Origin of the sequence: Streptococcus oriscaviae (assembly GCF_018137985.1) — a bacterium.
GTDB classification, from domain to species: domain Bacteria; phylum Bacillota; class Bacilli; order Lactobacillales; family Streptococcaceae; genus Streptococcus; species Streptococcus oriscaviae.
On record NZ_CP073084.1, the window covers coordinates 1,745,141 to 1,760,804 of the forward strand.

The 15,664-nt window shown below is 41.5% G+C and carries 19 protein-coding genes; 13 read left to right on the forward strand and 6 right to left on the reverse strand.

Annotated elements, in window-relative coordinates; translation table 11 throughout:
• Positions 1–15: 15 nt before the first annotated feature.
• From INT76_RS08820 to INT76_RS11185, 6 genes are read right to left on the reverse strand one after another with little or no spacing between them, the layout of a single operon-like run.
• On the reverse strand, positions 16–1,971 hold the full coding sequence (locus INT76_RS08820) for a DNA polymerase (protein ID WP_212570076.1): 1,956 nt from the start codon (positions 1,969–1,971) through the stop codon (positions 16–18).
• Positions 1,972–2,019: 48 nt separating this feature from the next.
• Positions 2,020–2,187, reverse strand: a complete 168-nt coding sequence (locus INT76_RS08825) for a hypothetical protein (RefSeq protein WP_212570077.1) — start codon at positions 2,185–2,187, stop codon at positions 2,020–2,022.
• Positions 2,188–2,205: 18 nt separating this feature from the next.
• A complete protein-coding gene (locus tag INT76_RS08830) occupies positions 2,206–2,769 on the reverse strand; it encodes a DUF2815 family protein (RefSeq protein ID WP_212570078.1) in 564 nt (187 codons plus the stop codon).
• Positions 2,770–2,772: 3 nt separating this feature from the next.
• Positions 2,773–3,894: a DUF2800 domain-containing protein gene (locus INT76_RS08835; RefSeq protein ID WP_212570079.1), complete on the reverse strand. Its 1,122-nt coding sequence runs from the start codon at positions 3,892–3,894 to the stop codon at positions 2,773–2,775.
• Positions 3,887–4,207, reverse strand: a complete 321-nt coding sequence (locus tag INT76_RS08840; protein ID WP_212570080.1) for a hypothetical protein — start codon at positions 4,205–4,207, stop codon at positions 3,887–3,889. Before INT76_RS08840 ends, INT76_RS08835 begins: the two co-directional genes overlap by 8 nt.
• Positions 4,182–4,316, reverse strand: coding sequence for a hypothetical protein (locus tag INT76_RS11185; protein WP_257360492.1), 135 nt, complete (start codon positions 4,314–4,316; stop codon positions 4,182–4,184). The genes INT76_RS08840 and INT76_RS11185 overlap by 26 nt, the downstream gene beginning before the upstream one ends.
• Before the next feature lie 287 nt (positions 4,317–4,603).
• On the opposite strand from INT76_RS11185, the gene INT76_RS08845 reads away from it, so the two are divergent.
• The 13 genes from INT76_RS08845 to INT76_RS08900 all read left to right on the forward strand — a co-directional run bounded on the left by INT76_RS08845 (position 4,604) and on the right by INT76_RS08900 (position 15,520).
• Positions 4,604–6,889: a phage/plasmid primase, P4 family gene (locus INT76_RS08845; protein ID WP_212570081.1), complete on the forward strand. Its 2,286-nt coding sequence runs from the start codon at positions 4,604–4,606 to the stop codon at positions 6,887–6,889.
• A 350-nt stretch (positions 6,890–7,239) separates the two neighbouring features.
• Entirely contained in the window at positions 7,240–7,521 is a 282-nt protein-coding gene (locus tag INT76_RS08850; protein ID WP_001208304.1) for a VRR-NUC domain-containing protein, read from the forward strand.
• Complete coding sequence (locus INT76_RS08855; RefSeq protein WP_212570082.1) at positions 7,502–8,878, forward strand: DEAD/DEAH box helicase; 1,377 nt, start codon at positions 7,502–7,504, stop codon at positions 8,876–8,878. The genes INT76_RS08850 and INT76_RS08855 overlap by 20 nt, the downstream gene beginning before the upstream one ends.
• A complete protein-coding gene (locus tag INT76_RS08860; RefSeq protein WP_212570083.1) occupies positions 8,871–9,374 on the forward strand; it encodes a hypothetical protein in 504 nt (167 codons plus the stop codon). The genes INT76_RS08855 and INT76_RS08860 overlap by 8 nt, the downstream gene beginning before the upstream one ends.
• Positions 9,375–9,559: 185 nt before the next feature.
• Positions 9,560–9,787 (forward strand): DUF7678 domain-containing protein, encoded by a 228-nt coding sequence (locus INT76_RS08865; RefSeq protein ID WP_024418908.1) that lies wholly within the window; start codon positions 9,560–9,562, stop codon positions 9,785–9,787.
• Between the two features lie 319 nt (positions 9,788–10,106).
• Positions 10,107–10,268 carry a DUF6900 domain-containing protein gene (locus INT76_RS11255; RefSeq protein WP_428843975.1) on the forward strand — a complete coding sequence of 54 codons (162 nt, stop codon included), beginning with the start codon at positions 10,107–10,109 and terminating at the stop codon, positions 10,266–10,268.
• Between the two features lie 47 nt (positions 10,269–10,315).
• Positions 10,316–11,353, forward strand: coding sequence for a methionine adenosyltransferase (gene metK / locus INT76_RS08870; RefSeq protein WP_212570084.1), 1,038 nt, complete (start codon positions 10,316–10,318; stop codon positions 11,351–11,353).
• A 1-nt stretch (position 11,354) separates the two neighbouring features.
• Positions 11,355–11,720, forward strand: coding sequence for an HNH endonuclease (locus tag INT76_RS08875; protein WP_212570085.1), 366 nt, complete (start codon positions 11,355–11,357; stop codon positions 11,718–11,720).
• Positions 11,721–12,018: 298 nt separating this feature from the next.
• The gene (locus tag INT76_RS08880; RefSeq protein WP_212570086.1) at positions 12,019–12,480 is read left to right on the forward strand and encodes a helix-turn-helix domain-containing protein; all 462 of its coding nucleotides are present in this window, start codon (positions 12,019–12,021) and stop codon (positions 12,478–12,480) included.
• Positions 12,452–13,708, forward strand: a complete 1,257-nt coding sequence (locus tag INT76_RS08885) for a site-specific DNA-methyltransferase (protein ID WP_212570087.1) — start codon at positions 12,452–12,454, stop codon at positions 13,706–13,708. The genes INT76_RS08880 and INT76_RS08885 overlap by 29 nt, the downstream gene beginning before the upstream one ends.
• Entirely contained in the window at positions 13,705–14,964 is a 1,260-nt protein-coding gene (locus INT76_RS08890) for a DNA cytosine methyltransferase (protein WP_212570088.1), read from the forward strand. Before INT76_RS08885 ends, INT76_RS08890 begins: the two co-directional genes overlap by 4 nt.
• A gap of 93 nt (positions 14,965–15,057) precedes the next feature.
• Positions 15,058–15,306: an Nmad4 family putative nucleotide modification protein gene (locus INT76_RS08895; RefSeq protein WP_212570089.1), complete on the forward strand. Its 249-nt coding sequence runs from the start codon at positions 15,058–15,060 to the stop codon at positions 15,304–15,306.
• 1 nt (position 15,307) lies between these two features.
• On the forward strand, positions 15,308–15,520 hold the full coding sequence (locus INT76_RS08900; protein WP_024399324.1) for a DUF4314 domain-containing protein: 213 nt from the start codon (positions 15,308–15,310) through the stop codon (positions 15,518–15,520).
• The last annotated feature ends 144 nt before the right edge of the window (positions 15,521–15,664 follow it).

Below are 15,664 nucleotides of genomic sequence, written 5' to 3' on the forward strand. Positions count from 1 at the left end.
GTGGCGATTTTTTGTCTAGTCTTTCTGATAGAAGAGACATTCGTATCCGTCAGCTCTGAGGTTAATATCAGACATCCAGACTGGTGGATTTCCCATCAATGAAGCAATCTCATCAAGGCTTTGGTCCTGGTCACACTCAATGATGACTTCATCATGGACGTGACCTACAATCCTGAAGTCTTTCAGCTGTTTTATAGAATAAGCAAGAATGTCTCGACTGATGGCCTGGACGATATTCTCGACGAATTTTGGGCCGTAGCTTTCAAGTCTTTCCCAGCGTTTGGCTGTGCCAGTGCCCTCATAGGTAACAGACTCTCCACCAAATTGGTTCTCACCCATCTTGGGTTTGACGTAGGCAAGTTTTCGTCCAGATGGAAGTGTGATAAATAACATGCCTTTAGTAGCTTCGAATTGAAGACCATGTGTTTCGATTTGCTCTTGAAACTTTACTGCAGACTTTACAGCTTTGTCGACATCCCACCAAAAGAGTACGATGTTTGGATTGGCTTGTCGCCAAGAATCTACAAGTGGCTGGAGCTCATCTTCCTCAATCCCCATATCGATTGCTCCCATGGCTTTGAGTGCACCGACTGCTCCACCATATCCGCATGCCAACTCCGCAATCTTTCCTTTCTGACGCAGGTCGGAGTTTTGTCCATGCTTCTCAACTGGAACTCCAAACATCTGGGAAGCAGACATACAGTAGATGTCTTTGCCTTGTTCAAAGACTCTGCTCCGCCATTTCTCTCCTGCTAAGTGAGAGAGCACTCTTGCTTCAATGGCAGAGAAGTCGCACACGATGAACTTTTTACCATTGCTTGGAATAAAAGCAGTGCGAATAAGTTGAGATAGGCTATCTTGCGTATCGTAGAGAAGTTCAGTTGCTTCTAAGTCACCAGTTCTGAAAAGATTCCTTGCTTCTTCGAGGTCAGGTAGATGGTTTTGAGGGAGGTTCTGCAACTGAACCAAACGTCCAGCCCATCGACCAGTACGGTTTGCTCCGTAGAATTGAAACATCCCTCTAGCTCGGCCATCTTTACAGATGCAGTTTATCATGGCTTGGTATTTAGAGACGCTGGATTTAGCTGCCTGTTGTCTCAACTTAAGGACTTTAGCTGTCTTTTCATCAACTACCTTTAATAGTTCTTTGACTGCTTTTTTATCGAGAGAATCAGTTGTTACTCCGTGTTCTCGTAGCCAACCAATCATCTGAAGAACAGAGTTTGGGTTTTCAAGCCCAGTAAGCTCTTTTAGTTCTTCTTGGATTTTGGCTTTACTTTCTTCATCAATGGCAATAGCAGATTTGACAAAATCCACATCGATTCCAATCCCGCGATCATTTATGACTTGGTCTTGATGGTACTCCTCCCAAACAAAGTCAGGAACAGGGTGGTTGAGGAGTTTTTCTTTGATGGCTAGTTCAACCTCAACATCACGCTTATTGTAATCAATGAAAGCTAACCACTTATCAGGTGCATGATTTGGAAAGTTTCGTGTTCGTCCACCATTGACCTTAGTTGGTTTACATGGAACAGAGAAATAACGAATTAAGTCTCCACCTTCCTTTAACTTTTGATCTTTGAGTTTAAGGACAGTTCCGACTCTTTCAAGTGAAAGTGGTAATCCGAGATATGCTGACCAAACCATACTACAGCGCCATGAGTTTGGAGAAAGAAATCCCTTGGACAATAATTTTGGATGATGTTTCTTTAGCCAGTTAGACAGACAGATACGTTCAAAAGAAGCATTAAAAGCCCACTTGATAATGTTGTTATCAACTAAGGCTTGTAAGATTTCATGAGGGAGTTCTTCTTGGATTAAGTCATACACAGTTACTGGACCACTGTCGATTGATACGGCAAGGAGGAGGATTTCAAAGGAATCATCTTCTGCGTAGCGATAGACACCAGATTTTCTTAAATCCAACTCGCAGTAGGTTTCTAAGTCAATTGATAGTTCTTTAATTGGCATGGCTTGTCCTTTCATAAAAAGGTGGCAGGAGTGCTGCCACCAGAAGTATTATCGGCTACGTCGTAGCGGTGTTGTGTTGTCACTATGATGTTTCTTTTCAGCCTTACGCTCTCTCTCACGACGAATATCGTCACGAATGGTCATGTAGTTGAGATAGAGTCCAAGAAAGACATAAGCTCCAAGCACAGCTGAGAGTAGAATGTAATAGATTGTCATAAGTTAAATCCTCCCTTATTAGTTCAAGAAATCATCATCGTCATCAGTTGCAAAGTCGTCTTCAGCACGAGTGCGACCACCAAGTGGTTCTCCATCACGGAGTTTTTGCAGGTTGTTAAGTCCGCAAGCGATACCCTTGTTGCCATTAGAGTTGAAGGCATAGAAGGAGATAGATGCACGGCCATAGATACCTGAGTAGAGTTCAGAAGTATCGATAATCTCTTGACGATTACCGTCCACAACACCAGGTTTATGCGGTGAGTTGGCATTGACGAAGTAGGCATTGCGATAAGCGTCATCATCAGGACGCTCCAAGTCTCCATCACGAAGCGGAGTTTTCAATACTTCAAGAGCAGGGACAGATTTTCCATTACCTTTGAGTTTAGATTCGCCTTCCTTATAGGCAAGCTCAATCGCTGCTTTGATTTTGTCCACAGTCTCAATATCATCTTTTGGAATGATAAGGGAGACACTATACTTCGGTGTGCTTCCATTAATGGATTTTGGTTCATTGGCGTTCAGGTAGCTGAAGCGTGTGTTTTTACCAGTGATTACCTTTGTTGTTTGTACTTTAATTGGCATTCTTTAATCCTCTTTGAATTCATTTGTTGCTAAGTTCATTTCTTGACGATTATCATCAAGAGGAACGAGTGTTGGTTTACCGCTTGGTTTTATGATGAGACCACCAAGTAGGTCATTAAAAGTTTTCTTACCTAGAAGTTTGGTCATGGCAGTGATGGTCAGGAGTTTCTTTTCGTAAGGGTCAAAGCCAGCCTCCATCACAGCTTGAGTGACAGCAGCTTCGTCTGAAAATTTACGAACCGAACGTCCTTCTACAAGTTTGTAGCCTGGAATATTGTGTCCTTTAGTTGCTTCTTTCAAAGCATAGGCTTTGACATCATTTGCCCACGAAACCAGCAAGTCCAGTTTGGGTAAAATCTCTGCAATATCTTCATTATTTAGCGTAGCAGGGTCTGCGAACTCCTTCTTAGCGAGTGCTAGGTTATCCTCGGCACGTTTGCGACAGACATTCTTGAGTTTGCAGAACTGGCAGTGTTTGCCGGATTTCATTTCACCTTCACCTTTAAAGGCAAGTTCAGCTTTAGGGGAGAGTTGGTTTTCAGCCCACTCAAGAAGTTCAGCCTTATCCATCTCAAAGGTGGAGATGTTGTTCTTTCGTGGTTGAAAGATGGTCATGGTGACTTTGTCAAAGTCGTATAGTCCATCAAACATTTCAAGAGCACCGAGAGCGTAACACATCATTTGAGGGTTATGGTCTGCATCAACTAGAACGCCTAGTCCATGCTTGTAGTCGATGACTTGAAGCAGTCCGTCTGCTACAATCAGACAGTCGCCAGTACCGAAACCTTCAGGCACCCATTTGGAGAAGTCCAGACGTTGCTCAACTAGAACTGTAGGATCTCGAGAGTAGCCTTTAGCTTTTTCTACCTGTTCCATGATGTAGTTGCGATATTCTTCTGCACAGGTTTTCATCTCTTCATTGTAGAAGGACAAATCCTCAGTTGGGTCACGCGCCTTTCTACCTAGTGCTTTCTCAACAAGATAAGCACAAAGCTCGTGAGCGTCAGTTCCCTCAAGGGCGAACTCAGAGGTAACATCTGGCATGTCCTCGGTCAATCGAACAGAAGGCGGACAGTTGAGCCAACGGTGGGATGCGGAAGCAGAGAGAAGAGCATGGTTAGTCATGACCGATTCCTCCAGCTTCTTCAATAACCGCTGCGTAGTGTTCAGTAGCTAAGGCTGACAGGGACTCTGAACCGTATTTGTTGAGAAGAGCCCGCACCTCGTTCTTGAAGCCGTCTTTGGCTTTTGTCGCAAGGACGGCACGAACATCTTCGAGTTTAAGTTCCTTTTGTGGTTCAACTTTGGGTTCTTCTGAAGTTGTTGTTTCTTCCTCAGAAGATAGGAGTTTCCTAAACTCATCTACCAAGCGAAGGTAGTATTTGGCTGTGCCTTCCATTTCGTTAATTAGTTCATTCAGTTGCTTCATTTTGCTCATGTTGTCTTTCCTCCGTAATTTTCCGAGCGAGTAATTTTGAGATAACGCTGATGGCTATGAGGGTATCAGCCACATCATCATCAGGTTCAATGTATGGTTCGTTTGCCATATTGGGTCCTCCTATCTTACTAAGTAAGGTTTTGAGTGGATTTTCCACTTTGGAAGAGATTTTTTTATTTTTTATCCCTTACACCTTACTAAGTAGGGTTGAGATAAATTTTTCCACCTGATAAGAAAAAATTTGCTCATCAAAAAAAGTTTCCTGTGCAATTAATAGGAAACTTTTATTTTTTTAGAAAAAATTTTCTGTTTAAGTGGAAAATCTTGTCTGATTTTTACTTAGTAAATTAGGAAGAGAAATTCCTCAATCAATAACAAAAGATGGAGGCATGATGTATGCAATTTACCTTATCTCACTCTGGACAGACTGGTATTCAAACGACAACAGTCTATCCTCATCAAGTAACAGTTTCAGACAAAGCAATTCTTCAAAAGATAGCACTTTATGACCATGTGGCTGGCTTGTTTACCAATAATACTCGTTCCAATGCCAACTTCATCAAATCAGATGTATTGGTCATGGATATTGATAATGACCATACGGACAACTCTGATGAATGGGTAACGGAAGAGCTACTTAAAGATATCTTTGCGGATTACAACTTTGCTTTAGTGACCAGTCGTAACCATTTGGTTCAAAAAGGGGATAAGGCCGCCAGACCAAAATTCCATATCTACTTCCAAATCAATGAAGTCACAGATAAGGACACCTATGCCTTACTGAAAGAAGAACTTGTAAATCGCTATGGCATCTTTGACACTAATGCCAAAGATGCGGCTCGTTTCTTCTTTGGGAATCCTAACTCACAAGTCCTATGGCATGACTCTTGGTTGACCATTGATGAGGATTTGCTTGATGACACGACTTCCCAAGATGATGAAGAAGACTTCGATTCAGATTTCTATCAACCACCAACAGGACCAATCACAGAAGGTAGTCGGAACTCAACCATGTCGGTTTTTGCGGCGAAAATCCTTAAGCGATTAGGTGTAACAAAAGAAGCACGAGACGGCTTTGATGAACAAGCTCTCAAATGTGTTCCCCCTCTTGAGAAGGGAGAGCTTGATACCATTTGGGGCAGTGCTGTTCGCTTCTATAACAAAACCATCAAAAACTCAAAATATTATAAATCTCCAGAAGAGTTTCAACGTGGGGAGATGCAACCAGATGATTATTCAGATATCGGAGAAGCAGGTCTTCTCGCTAGAGAGTTTGGTGACAAGATTGCCTTTACTAGGGAAACAGACTACCTCGCTTACGATGGTAAGCACTGGGTGGAAGATGAGCAGTTAGCCATGCGTCAAATTCATCAGTTCCTTGATATGCAGCTAGAAGTTGCAGTAACCAAGCTTAATAATGCCACTCAAAAACTGAAGCAATCTGGTATTCCTGAAATGTTGATTCAACAAGGAGGTAAGAAGTTGGAAAATGCTATTGAGACATCAATTCAACTCGTCGCTTATCAGGACTATAAGAAGGCACTCGAGTTCTATAAATTTGTCATGAAATACCGTGACTACCGAAATCTGTCAGCTATTGCTAAAACGGCTAAGCATATGGTTCGTATGAGTGTGTCGGATTTGGATAAAAATGAACTCTTACTGAATACTCCTGAAGCAACAATTGACTTATCAAAGGGGTTGTCTGGTGTTAGGGAACATGATTCTACTGATTACTTAACCAAAATGACCAATGCCTCTCCGAGTGATAAGGGAGATTGTCTGTGGCAGGAGACCCTTGCGACCTTCTTTTGTGATGATACAGATCTTATCAATTATGTTCAAGAGATTGTAGGCATGGCTGCTATTGGTAAAGTTTATCAAGAGCATATGATTATTGCCTACGGTAGCGGTGCAAACGGCAAGTCTACCTTTTGGAACACCATCGCAAGAGTTCTTGGTAACTATTCAGGAAAACTCTCGGCTGAAGCTCTGACCATGAGTGTGAGACGGAATGTCAGTCCAGAAATGGCTGAACTTAAAGGGAAACGTCTTATCATTGCTTCAGAGATGAGTGAGGGAATGCGATTGAATACAGCCATGGTTAAACAGCTCTGTTCGACAGATGAAATTTTAGCTGAGAAAAAGTACAAGGCACCTTTCCATTTTGTCCCATCACATACACTGGTTCTTTACACTAACCACCTGCCTAAAGTAGGTGCGAATGATGATGGGATTTGGAGACGACTGATTGTCATTCCTTTTAATGCCAAAATCACTGGTCGGTCAGACATCAAAAACTTTGCGGACTACCTTTACGACGAAGCAGCACCAGCTATCATGTCTTGGATTATTGAGGGGGCAGAAAAAGCCATCAAAGCAAACTTCAAATTGACCTTGCCACAAGTAGTTGCGGACTCTGTCTCAGCTTATCGAGAAGCCAATGACTGGATGGGTCAATTCCTTGGAGATTGTTGTGAAATCGGTGACCACTTGACTGAGAAATCAGGAGAACTTTACTCTGCTTATCGAGCTCACTGTGCCCGTATCAATGAGTACACGCGCAGCACGACGGACTTTTATACAGCTTTGGCAAACGCTGGATTCACCAAGAAAAGAACTAATAAGGGTGTCATGGTAAAAGGTCTACAGTTGAAATTAGAAGATGATTTTCTTGATTAACCGTGAAAATCAGTGAAAGTTGCTTTTATCATCAGAGGGTGTTGGTGTAAGCCGTGATAGTCAAGTTACAACTTAAATCTTTGAAACACGGAGAGTTATTGTTCGTTTGTAATGAGAAGAGTTTAGACAAAACTATCACGACTTTCACGGGTCTTAAAAAGTGCAAGTCGATAAGGTCATATACAAAAGTTGTCATAGGGGATTTCAAAGTGCAGGTTTAGTAGGCCTTTTCTATAACTTAGATATAAAGAAAAATAAAAAAAGATAAAAAGAGGTATAGGAAAGTAATGTAACTGACTAGCGTGAACTGCACTTTTCCTTTGGCGATGTTTCTGACGGAAGGATTGGGTATGCGTGAAAAAATTGTTGAACAGAAGTTAGTGAGTGAAGTGAAAAAGCGTGGTGGGGTTTGTCCCAAATGGGTGTCGCCTTCGTTTGGCGGTGTGCCAGACAGGTTGGTGTTTTTACCCAAGGGTAAGTTTGGCATGGTGGAAGTAAAAGCCCCTGGTGGAAAGCCACGTTTACTACAAGTGACAAGGCACAAGATGTTTGACGGATTGGGTTTCAAGGTACATGTGCTAGATAGTGTTGAGAAGATTGGAGAAGTGCTAGATGAAATTGAGTTTACATGATTATCAAGAAGTCACCAAGGACTTCATCATAGGTCACCCTTATGCAGCAGTCATCCTAGACATGGGGATGGGAAAGACGGCAACAACCTTGTCTGCAGTAAATGAATTGATGTTTGACCGATTTGAGGTTACTAAGGTTTTGGTTATTGCCCCACTGCGAGTCGCAAATACAGTCTGGAGTGATGAGATTGAGCAATGGGCAGAATTGCGTCACCTACGTTATTCGAAAATAGTTGGTACTCCCAAGCAACGAAAGGAAGCTCTTCAGAAAGATGCGGATATCTATATCGTCAATCGTGAAAACCTACCTTGGCTGGTGGAACAATGTAGTCCCTATTTCAAGTGGGATATGGTAGTAATTGATGAATTGAGTTCTTTCAAGTCATGGCAGTCCAAGCGTTTCAAAGCCTTCATGGCTATGCGACCTTACATGAAGCGAGTGGTTGGACTAACAGGAACACCGAGTTCTAATGGACTGATGGACTTGTTCGCAGAGTTTAAAGTCATTGATGGAGGAGAACGTCTTGGTCGCTTCATCGGTGAGTTTCGTAGTCGCTACTTTGAAGAAGGTCGTCGCAACGGAAACCTTGTCTATGAATACATCCCCATGGATTATGCGGAGTGTCAAATTCAAGACAAGATTAGTGATATTACCATTTCCATGAAAGCCCTAGATTATCTGGATATGCCTGAATTGATCTCTACCAAGAAACTGGTGCGCATGACAGAAAAGGAAAAAGAAAAATACATTCAGTTTAAGAAAGAGTATGTATTGTCAGAGTTAGATGGACTAGAAGTAACTGCTGCCAATGCTGCAAGCCTTACGAACAAGTTAGTTCAGTTATCTAATGGTGCTGTATATTCTGATGATCATACGGTTGTGCCACTTCATGAACAGAAACTAGATGCCCTTGAAGATATCCTTGAATCCGCAAATGGAGAACCTGTCTTAGTTGCCTATTGGTTCAAACATGACTTGGCTCGGATTATGGGTCGTTTGGAAAAACTCAAGGTAAAGAATAGGGTGTTGAAAACAGAAGAAGATATTCGTGAATGGAATAAGGGTAATGTTCCGGTTGGCTTACTTCATCCAGCTGGAGCTGGTCATGGGTTGAACCTCCAAAAAGGTGGTCACAACTTGGTCTGGTTTGGATTAACGTGGTCTTTGGAACTATACCAACAAACCAATGCACGACTTTGGCGTCAAGGCCAGGAGGCTGAGACAGTTGTTATTCAACACATTGTGACTGAAGGAACGATTGATGAGGAAATCCTCAAGGCACTAGGAAACAAAGATGCACAACAAGAACGGCTGATTGAAGCTGTTAAAGCACAAGTAGGAGGAACAGATGGATAAGGTGGAATATATAGCTAAAAACTATCGTGACATGAAAATGAAGTTACATTTAGTTCAGGAGAAATTGCTCAACTATCGACCTATCTCAGAGAATAGTGTGATTCAGTCACTGGTATTTGAGAAGTCAGAGCATGAAAAGGTCAAGAAAAGTAAAAACCATGGTCGTAGTGAGCTGATTTCTCTTAGTTTTAGAGAAAAACAAGAACAAGAAAATCAAGAGTACCTCAGTAGTTTGCTTAATACCTACTACTGCTTAAAAATGGATCTTTACTACTTTGAGTTCGTTATGGAGCTAATACCTGAGGATTTGAAGCCATTAGCCAAGGATTTAATTTACTTAGGCAAGAGTTGGACTGAACTAGAAGAGATTTATGAAATCAGTCATTCAACACTTGCTTATCGTAGGCGTAAGATTCTAAAACAAATACGCAAGTGTTATCGTTGGACTTCAAAAAGTCTTGAACTTAAGGTGGAAGATTATCACATCCCTATCTAGTGATGGTTGAGTGCACTAAATTGGTACTAAATTAGCACTAAATTTGTACTGGTTTAGTACTGATTTTCAACCTAGACATGTGATATACTTAAGATGTCAAAAAAGATAAAAATCTCCCTCAAATGACTGGATATTCTTTGGCTGATAGGGTAATATACACCTAGAAAAACCAAAGGAGAATAACCATGTGGACTGACGGACGGATTGATTATCAGGGACAAAAAGTGGATTACATTGCCAAGGTTAGTCCCCAACCTTCAGAAGTTGGAATTGACCTTGGATGTGTTTTCAAATTAGATATTGAAGTAGCTGAAGAAACAATCGTTTCTTACGACAGAGGATGGGAACTCTATCCTGAAACAGAAGAACGTGAAGCCATTCTTGAGGCGGTTTTGCTGGTTTTAACTGTTTAAAATATCTTTAAATTTATGCAGAAATGACTGGATATATCTCCTTTTTAGAGTTAATATGTACACAACAAAAGAAGAGGAGAACAATACCATGACAAAGCGTCAACAAGAAAAACTCAATGCCCACGTCGTACGCATGAAGAAAACGCACACAATTTAAAATTTTCATCGCGTGCGTTTAATTAGAACTGTTCTAAAAAAATAAATTAAACTTGGCGTTTAATCCAAGATTTACTCATAATTATAGCACAATTTTATGGATAAAATACTAATTTTTTATGAAATTGTTTTCTGAAAACAAAATTTTCTTCATGCGTTTGGCGTGCTCAATGCCCTTTTAACAGAAATTGCAAAAGAAGAACTTTTTGTAGAAACCTTGGAAAAACGTTGGAGCGACAATCTTGACTTCTACGATGTTTCGGTATGGGGTATCAAAAGAGCATTGGAGAGAGCCTACGAAGCAGGCCAAAAATCAGTAAAATAAAGTAAAGCCTAGCCTCATAAAGGTTGGGCTTTTTGCGTGGAGGAATTATGATTATTTCTAGTGAACAAGTTTCAGTTGGACACCCAGATAAAATCTGTGATCAGATTTCAGATGCCATTTTGACGGAGTGTCTAAAGTATGACAAATCAAGTCGAGTGGCAGTTGAGACCTTAATCAAGGATAACCAAGTTGTGGTAGCTGGTGAAATTTCAACTAGACATTACTTTAATCTCGAGAACATTGTTCGTCAGGTTGTCGAGCCACTTGGTATGAAGAATATTCGGGTAACTAACCTACTTGGACTCCAAAGCTCAGATATTGCACAAGGAGTAGATAATGGAGGTGCTGGTGACCAAGGAATGATGTTTGGTTATGCGACAGACGAAACACCTGAGTACCTGCCACTGCCTTATGTCTTAGCAACTCGAGTCCTTGAGAAACTGATGTCGCTTGGTCACCCCTTACTTGGAAAGGATGCAAAAGCTCAGGTATCCTACGACTATGATAAGAAACGGATTGATACCTTCTTAGTTTCCATCCAACATACTGAAATGGCCGAACTTGCCAAAGTGAAACGAATTGTGACTGAAGCTATGATGTCAGTAGCACTTCGTTACCGTCAGAATCTAGATTTCAAAGTTCTAGTCAATCCAACAGGACGTTTTGTTCTTGGTGGTTCATTTGCGGATGCAGGAGTTACTGGTCGAAAAATTGTGGCAGATACCTATGGTGGTTTCGCACATCATGGTGGCGGTGCTTTCTCTGGAAAAGACCCAAGCAAGGTTGACCGCTCAGCAGCATACATGGCACGAAAGATTGCTAAGGATATTGTTAGAGAAGGGTATGCGAAACGATGTGAAGTACAATTAGCCTATGCCATTGGAGTTGCAGAACCTGTGTCGGTATATGTAGAAACCTTTGGAACCAGTCGCTACACCTCGACACAACTGGAAGGAATGATTTGTGAACGCTACGACTTGACCCCACAAGGTATCATTAAGGAACTTCATCTCTTGAATGTAGACTACACCAAAACATCTTGCTTTGGGCATTTCACAAAAGCCTATCTTCCTTGGGAGAAGTAAGATGCCAAGAAGGCCAAGCACACCTTGTAAACAAAATGGTTGTCCTAACTTAGTACCTTATGGTCACAAGTATTGTGAGAACCATAAAGCAAACTACCAACTGGATACCAAGTCAACCAAAGCCAAAGGATACAATGCCCAGTGGAATAAAGCACGACTTCGTTACTTAAAAGTTCATACACTCTGTGTTCAATGCAAAGTCAAAGGTCGATTGACCAAGGCAACAGTGGTTGACCATATCACACCCCACCGAGGTGACCAAGACCTCTTTTGGAATCAAACCAACTGGCAAGCACTTTGTAAGTCATGTCACGACCGCAAGACCAAGACAACTGACCGATATGTGGAGTATTCGTATCGATTTTAGTCTTGGAGTTTCGTTCCAAAAGTATCTCATTTTTCACTCATTGGGGGAGGGGGGATGAAATCTCTAAACCCTTGGGAGACTAAGACCGACGCCCCCTCAAACGTGCAATTTCGCAAAATTCGCAAGCGGGTACATTAAAATCGCTCAATTATTACGTTCGTTCCCACCGTTATCACGTTTCTAATGTGGGGATGTAGCGTTCCCAAGTATGTCATTTTGGTAATAAAATAGTGAAAAAGGCTAGAAACAATGTAGAAAATAGTTGTTTTTAGTCCTTTTTTGATGGAAAGGAAAACAAATGGACGAAAGTCAACGCAAACAAATCTGGAAAATGCGAGCAGAAGGTCTTGGCTATGGCTTAATCGGCAGGGCTACAGGTCTATCTAGAGATTCAGTTAAGAAATACTGTAAACGAAATCCAGCATTGCTTGGTCCTGGAGCGGCGATAAAGCAGATGGCAAAAGCCGACCAGAATGACGGACTCCGTTGCCCCCAGTGTTATCAAGTACTTAAAATTCATAAAACAGGAAGACCAAAGAAGTTCTGTTCGGATAAGTGTCGTAAGGTTTGGTGGATAACACATTGTGACGAACACGATAAATCTAAAACTGCATATGAAGATTTGACTTGTCAACAATGTGGCAGGTCATTTTTATCTTATGCCAATCCAAGTAGAAAATTTTGTAGCCATTCGTGTTACATTCAATCACGCTTTTATAAAGGAGAAACCAATGACAAGCCAACCAAAAATGGAAATTAGAGAAATTCGATTGTCTGAACTACACCCAGCCTCTTACAATCCTCGAAAAAAACTCAAAAAGGGTGACAAGGAGTATGAAAAGATTAAGCAAAGCCTACTCAAGTTTGGTTACGTTGACCCCATCATCGTCAATAAAGACTTGACGGTAATTGGTGGTCATCAACGATTAACTGTATTGAAGGACTTAGACTATGAAACTGCCAAATGTGTCATTGTTGATTTAACCAAGGAAGATGAAAAGGCGCTGAACATTGCCCTTAACAAAATCACAGGTCAATGGGATGACCAGCTTTTGGCGGACTTGCTTTTAGATATACAGGAGGCTGATTTCAATCTCGACTTGACTGGTTTTGAACCACCAGAAATTGATGACATCCTATCAAATGTCCATGATAAAGACCTATCGGATGATGACTTTGATGTAGAAGAGGAATTAAAGAAACTCACCTTTTCAAAACAAGGAGACATTTGGCAACTTGGTAAGCATCGAGTGATTTGTGGAGACTCTACGAAAGCTGAAACATATGACCAACTGTTAGGTGATAAAAAGGCAAATTTGGTTGTGACAGATCCTCCTTATAACGTTGATGTAGAAGAAACAGCTGGAAAGATTCTCAATGACAATATGCCTGATAGTGACTTTTACCAATTTCTCTTTTCCATGTTCACTCAAGTAGAAAAGCATATGGAAGCTGATGCCTCCATCTATGTATTTCATGCGGATACGGAAGGATTGAACTTCCGTAAGGCATTTAAGGATGCTGGTTTTTATCTCAGTGAATGTTGCATTTGGAAAAAGAACTCATTAGTGCTTGGACGTAGTCCCTACCAGTGGCAACATGAACCATGTCTCTTTGGCTGGAAACAAAAGGGAAAACATCAATGGTTCAGTGACCGTAGACAAACAACCATTTGGGAATATGACCGTCCAAAATCTAGTAAAGACCACCCAACAATGAAACCAATTCCGCTCATGGCCTATCCTATTCAAAATTCATCGATGCGTGGGACAATTGTTCTTGATCCATTCCTTGGTTCTGGTTCGACCCTAATGGCCGCAGACCAAACTGGAAGGGTTTGTTACGGCATTGAGTTGGATGAGAAGTTTGTGGATGTCATTGTCAAACGTTATATAGAGTCAACAGGAAATGACAACGTGACGGTATTGCGTGATGGCCAGACTTTGACCTTTGATGAAGCCTATTCAATGATGGAGGAGACGGTATGACCTTAACTTTTCTTGATTTCTTTGCAGGAGTGGGTGGTTTTCGTCGTGGTTTGGAATTAGCTGGTTTCAAATGTATCGGTTACTGTGAAAAAGATAAATTTGCAAGAAAATCTTATGAAGCAATGTACGACACGAAAGGAGAATGGTTTCATGACGACATCACAAGCATTGACCCAACACAACTTCCAAAAGCAGATCTCTGGTGTGCGGGAAGCCCTTGTCAAAATGTGTCTATCGCAGGAAAGCGAGCAGGCCTATACGGTGAACGAAGTGGACTCTTTTTTACATTTGTTGACCTCCTCCAAAGCCAAGAGGAAGAAGATAAACCCGAGTGGGTACTCCTTGAGAATGTTAAGGGACTTTTATCAAGTGACGGGGGACGAGATTATCTCGACTATCTCACTATCCTGGATGAAGCAGGGTATGACCTTGAGTGGCAAGTGTTCAATTCAAAAGACTACGGAGTTCCCCAAAATCGAGAACGCATCTACACTCTCGGACATCTTAGAAGCAGAGGTCGACGAAAAGTACTACCTATCAGCGGAGAAAGCGGTAGCCATCTTAAGCAACTTGTAGGTGGTATGCAAAGCTATCGTGTCTACGACCCTAGTGGAATTGCCACAACTCTTGTTGGTGAGGGTGGAGGACTAGGTGCTAAGACAGGTCTTTATCTAATTGACCAATCTTTGACAGAACCAAAGTTGACAGATGAGGCACGCTGTATCACTGCAAGATATACTGCTGGAGCTACAAAACGGACTGCGATGAACTCTGGAGTACTAGAAATTCAACCCATTCTGACACCCAATCGAATCCACAAACGTCAAAATGGACGTAGGCTCAAGGAACAGGATGAGCCAATGTTCACATTGACCTCTCAAGACCGCCATGGTGTTCTTGAAGGCATCAAGGTCAGAAATGGTACGAAGCAAGGTTATCAAGTTGCTGAGGTAGGTGATTCAGTGGATTTATCTTATCCCAACTCTCCAACGAGACGAGCAAGAGTTGGGAAAGGAATCGCCCATAACCTATCCTGCGGTGGTCAAATGGGTGCTGTGGTTTGGAATGATCGAGTGGTGAAAATTAGACGTTTAACCCCTCGAGAATGTTTTCGCATACAAGGTTTTTCGGATGATTTGTTCGAGAAAGCCCAAGCAGTAAACTCCGATGCCCAACTGTATAAACAAGCTGGAAATGGTGTGACGGTAACAGTTGTCTATGCCATTGGATGTGCCATTCTAGCAAGTGAAAAATAGTCGAAAATACCTTCAAAATAATCTATAAATGACTGGATATAAGTCTCCTTTAGAGTTAATATGTACACAAGAAAAGAAGAGGAGAACAAAACCATGACAACAACACTTGAAAAACTCTATGAAATCTACCCAACAACTGCAAGCATCATTCCTTACAAGGAATGGGTTATCGTTGCATCCAAAGGAAACAAAGAAACAGTAGTTGAGATTTACGAAATCGTTGATAGCCTTGAAAAATTTGAACTATTTGAATGCCGACTTAATCGCATATACAAGGAATCAATAATTGTTACGGATCTTGGTCACGCTGTCAAGTGGGCATTCGATATGTTTGGAGAATAACATGGACACAAAAATTTTCAATAACCTAAAGACAATCTATCCGGTTGGTACAAAGGTTAGATTAGTAAAAATGGATGATCCGCATCCAGTTCCTAAAGGAACACTTGGTACAGTTATTGGAGTGGATGACATTGGCTCACTCTTAGTTAAGTGGGAAAATGGCAGTTGCCTGAATGTTTTATATGGAATAGATATTGTGGAAAAGGTAAAGTAAGATGTGGGAAATAATGACTCGAACGGTTGGTGATAGACATTACGTTTGCGAATTTCTCCGTGAAGATACAACAGATCCGAGAAACATAGACGGTGCTAGGAATCGAATACTGACTATCGAGCGAGATGGTAAATATATCTACTA

What these genes read in the sequence shown, in the direction of transcription:
- INT76_RS08875 (WP_212570085.1), top strand. Translation starts at nt 11,355, where the DNA reads ATGCCAAGAAGGCCAAGCACACCTTGTAAACAAAATGGTTGTCCTAAC.
- INT76_RS08900 (WP_024399324.1), top strand. Translation starts at nt 15,308, where the DNA reads ATGGACACAAAAATTTTCAATAACCTAAAGACAATCTATCCGGTTGGT.
- INT76_RS08840 (WP_212570080.1), bottom strand. Translation starts at nt 4,207, where the DNA reads ATGAGCAAAATGAAGCAACTGAATGAACTAATTAACGAAATGGAAGGC.
- INT76_RS08850 (WP_001208304.1), top strand. Translation starts at nt 7,240, where the DNA reads ATGCGTGAAAAAATTGTTGAACAGAAGTTAGTGAGTGAAGTGAAAAAG.
- INT76_RS08855 (WP_212570082.1), top strand. Translation starts at nt 7,502, where the DNA reads ATGAAATTGAGTTTACATGATTATCAAGAAGTCACCAAGGACTTCATC.
- INT76_RS08835 (WP_212570079.1), bottom strand. Translation starts at nt 3,894, where the DNA reads ATGACTAACCATGCTCTTCTCTCTGCTTCCGCATCCCACCGTTGGCTC.
- INT76_RS08860 (WP_212570083.1), top strand. Translation starts at nt 8,871, where the DNA reads ATGGATAAGGTGGAATATATAGCTAAAAACTATCGTGACATGAAAATG.
- INT76_RS08880 (WP_212570086.1), top strand. Translation starts at nt 12,019, where the DNA reads ATGGACGAAAGTCAACGCAAACAAATCTGGAAAATGCGAGCAGAAGGT.
- INT76_RS08845 (WP_212570081.1), top strand. Translation starts at nt 4,604, where the DNA reads ATGCAATTTACCTTATCTCACTCTGGACAGACTGGTATTCAAACGACA.
- metK (WP_212570084.1), top strand. Translation starts at nt 10,316, where the DNA reads ATGATTATTTCTAGTGAACAAGTTTCAGTTGGACACCCAGATAAAATC.
- INT76_RS08885 (WP_212570087.1), top strand. Translation starts at nt 12,452, where the DNA reads ATGACAAGCCAACCAAAAATGGAAATTAGAGAAATTCGATTGTCTGAA.
- INT76_RS11185 (WP_257360492.1), bottom strand. Translation starts at nt 4,316, where the DNA reads ATGGCAAACGAACCATACATTGAACCTGATGATGATGTGGCTGATACC.
- INT76_RS08820 (WP_212570076.1), bottom strand. Translation starts at nt 1,971, where the DNA reads ATGCCAATTAAAGAACTATCAATTGACTTAGAAACCTACTGCGAGTTG.
- INT76_RS08895 (WP_212570089.1), top strand. Translation starts at nt 15,058, where the DNA reads ATGACAACAACACTTGAAAAACTCTATGAAATCTACCCAACAACTGCA.
- INT76_RS08830 (WP_212570078.1), bottom strand. Translation starts at nt 2,769, where the DNA reads ATGCCAATTAAAGTACAAACAACAAAGGTAATCACTGGTAAAAACACA.
- INT76_RS08865 (WP_024418908.1), top strand. Translation starts at nt 9,560, where the DNA reads ATGTGGACTGACGGACGGATTGATTATCAGGGACAAAAAGTGGATTAC.
- INT76_RS08890 (WP_212570088.1), top strand. Translation starts at nt 13,705, where the DNA reads ATGACCTTAACTTTTCTTGATTTCTTTGCAGGAGTGGGTGGTTTTCGT.
- INT76_RS08825 (WP_212570077.1), bottom strand. Translation starts at nt 2,187, where the DNA reads ATGACAATCTATTACATTCTACTCTCAGCTGTGCTTGGAGCTTATGTC.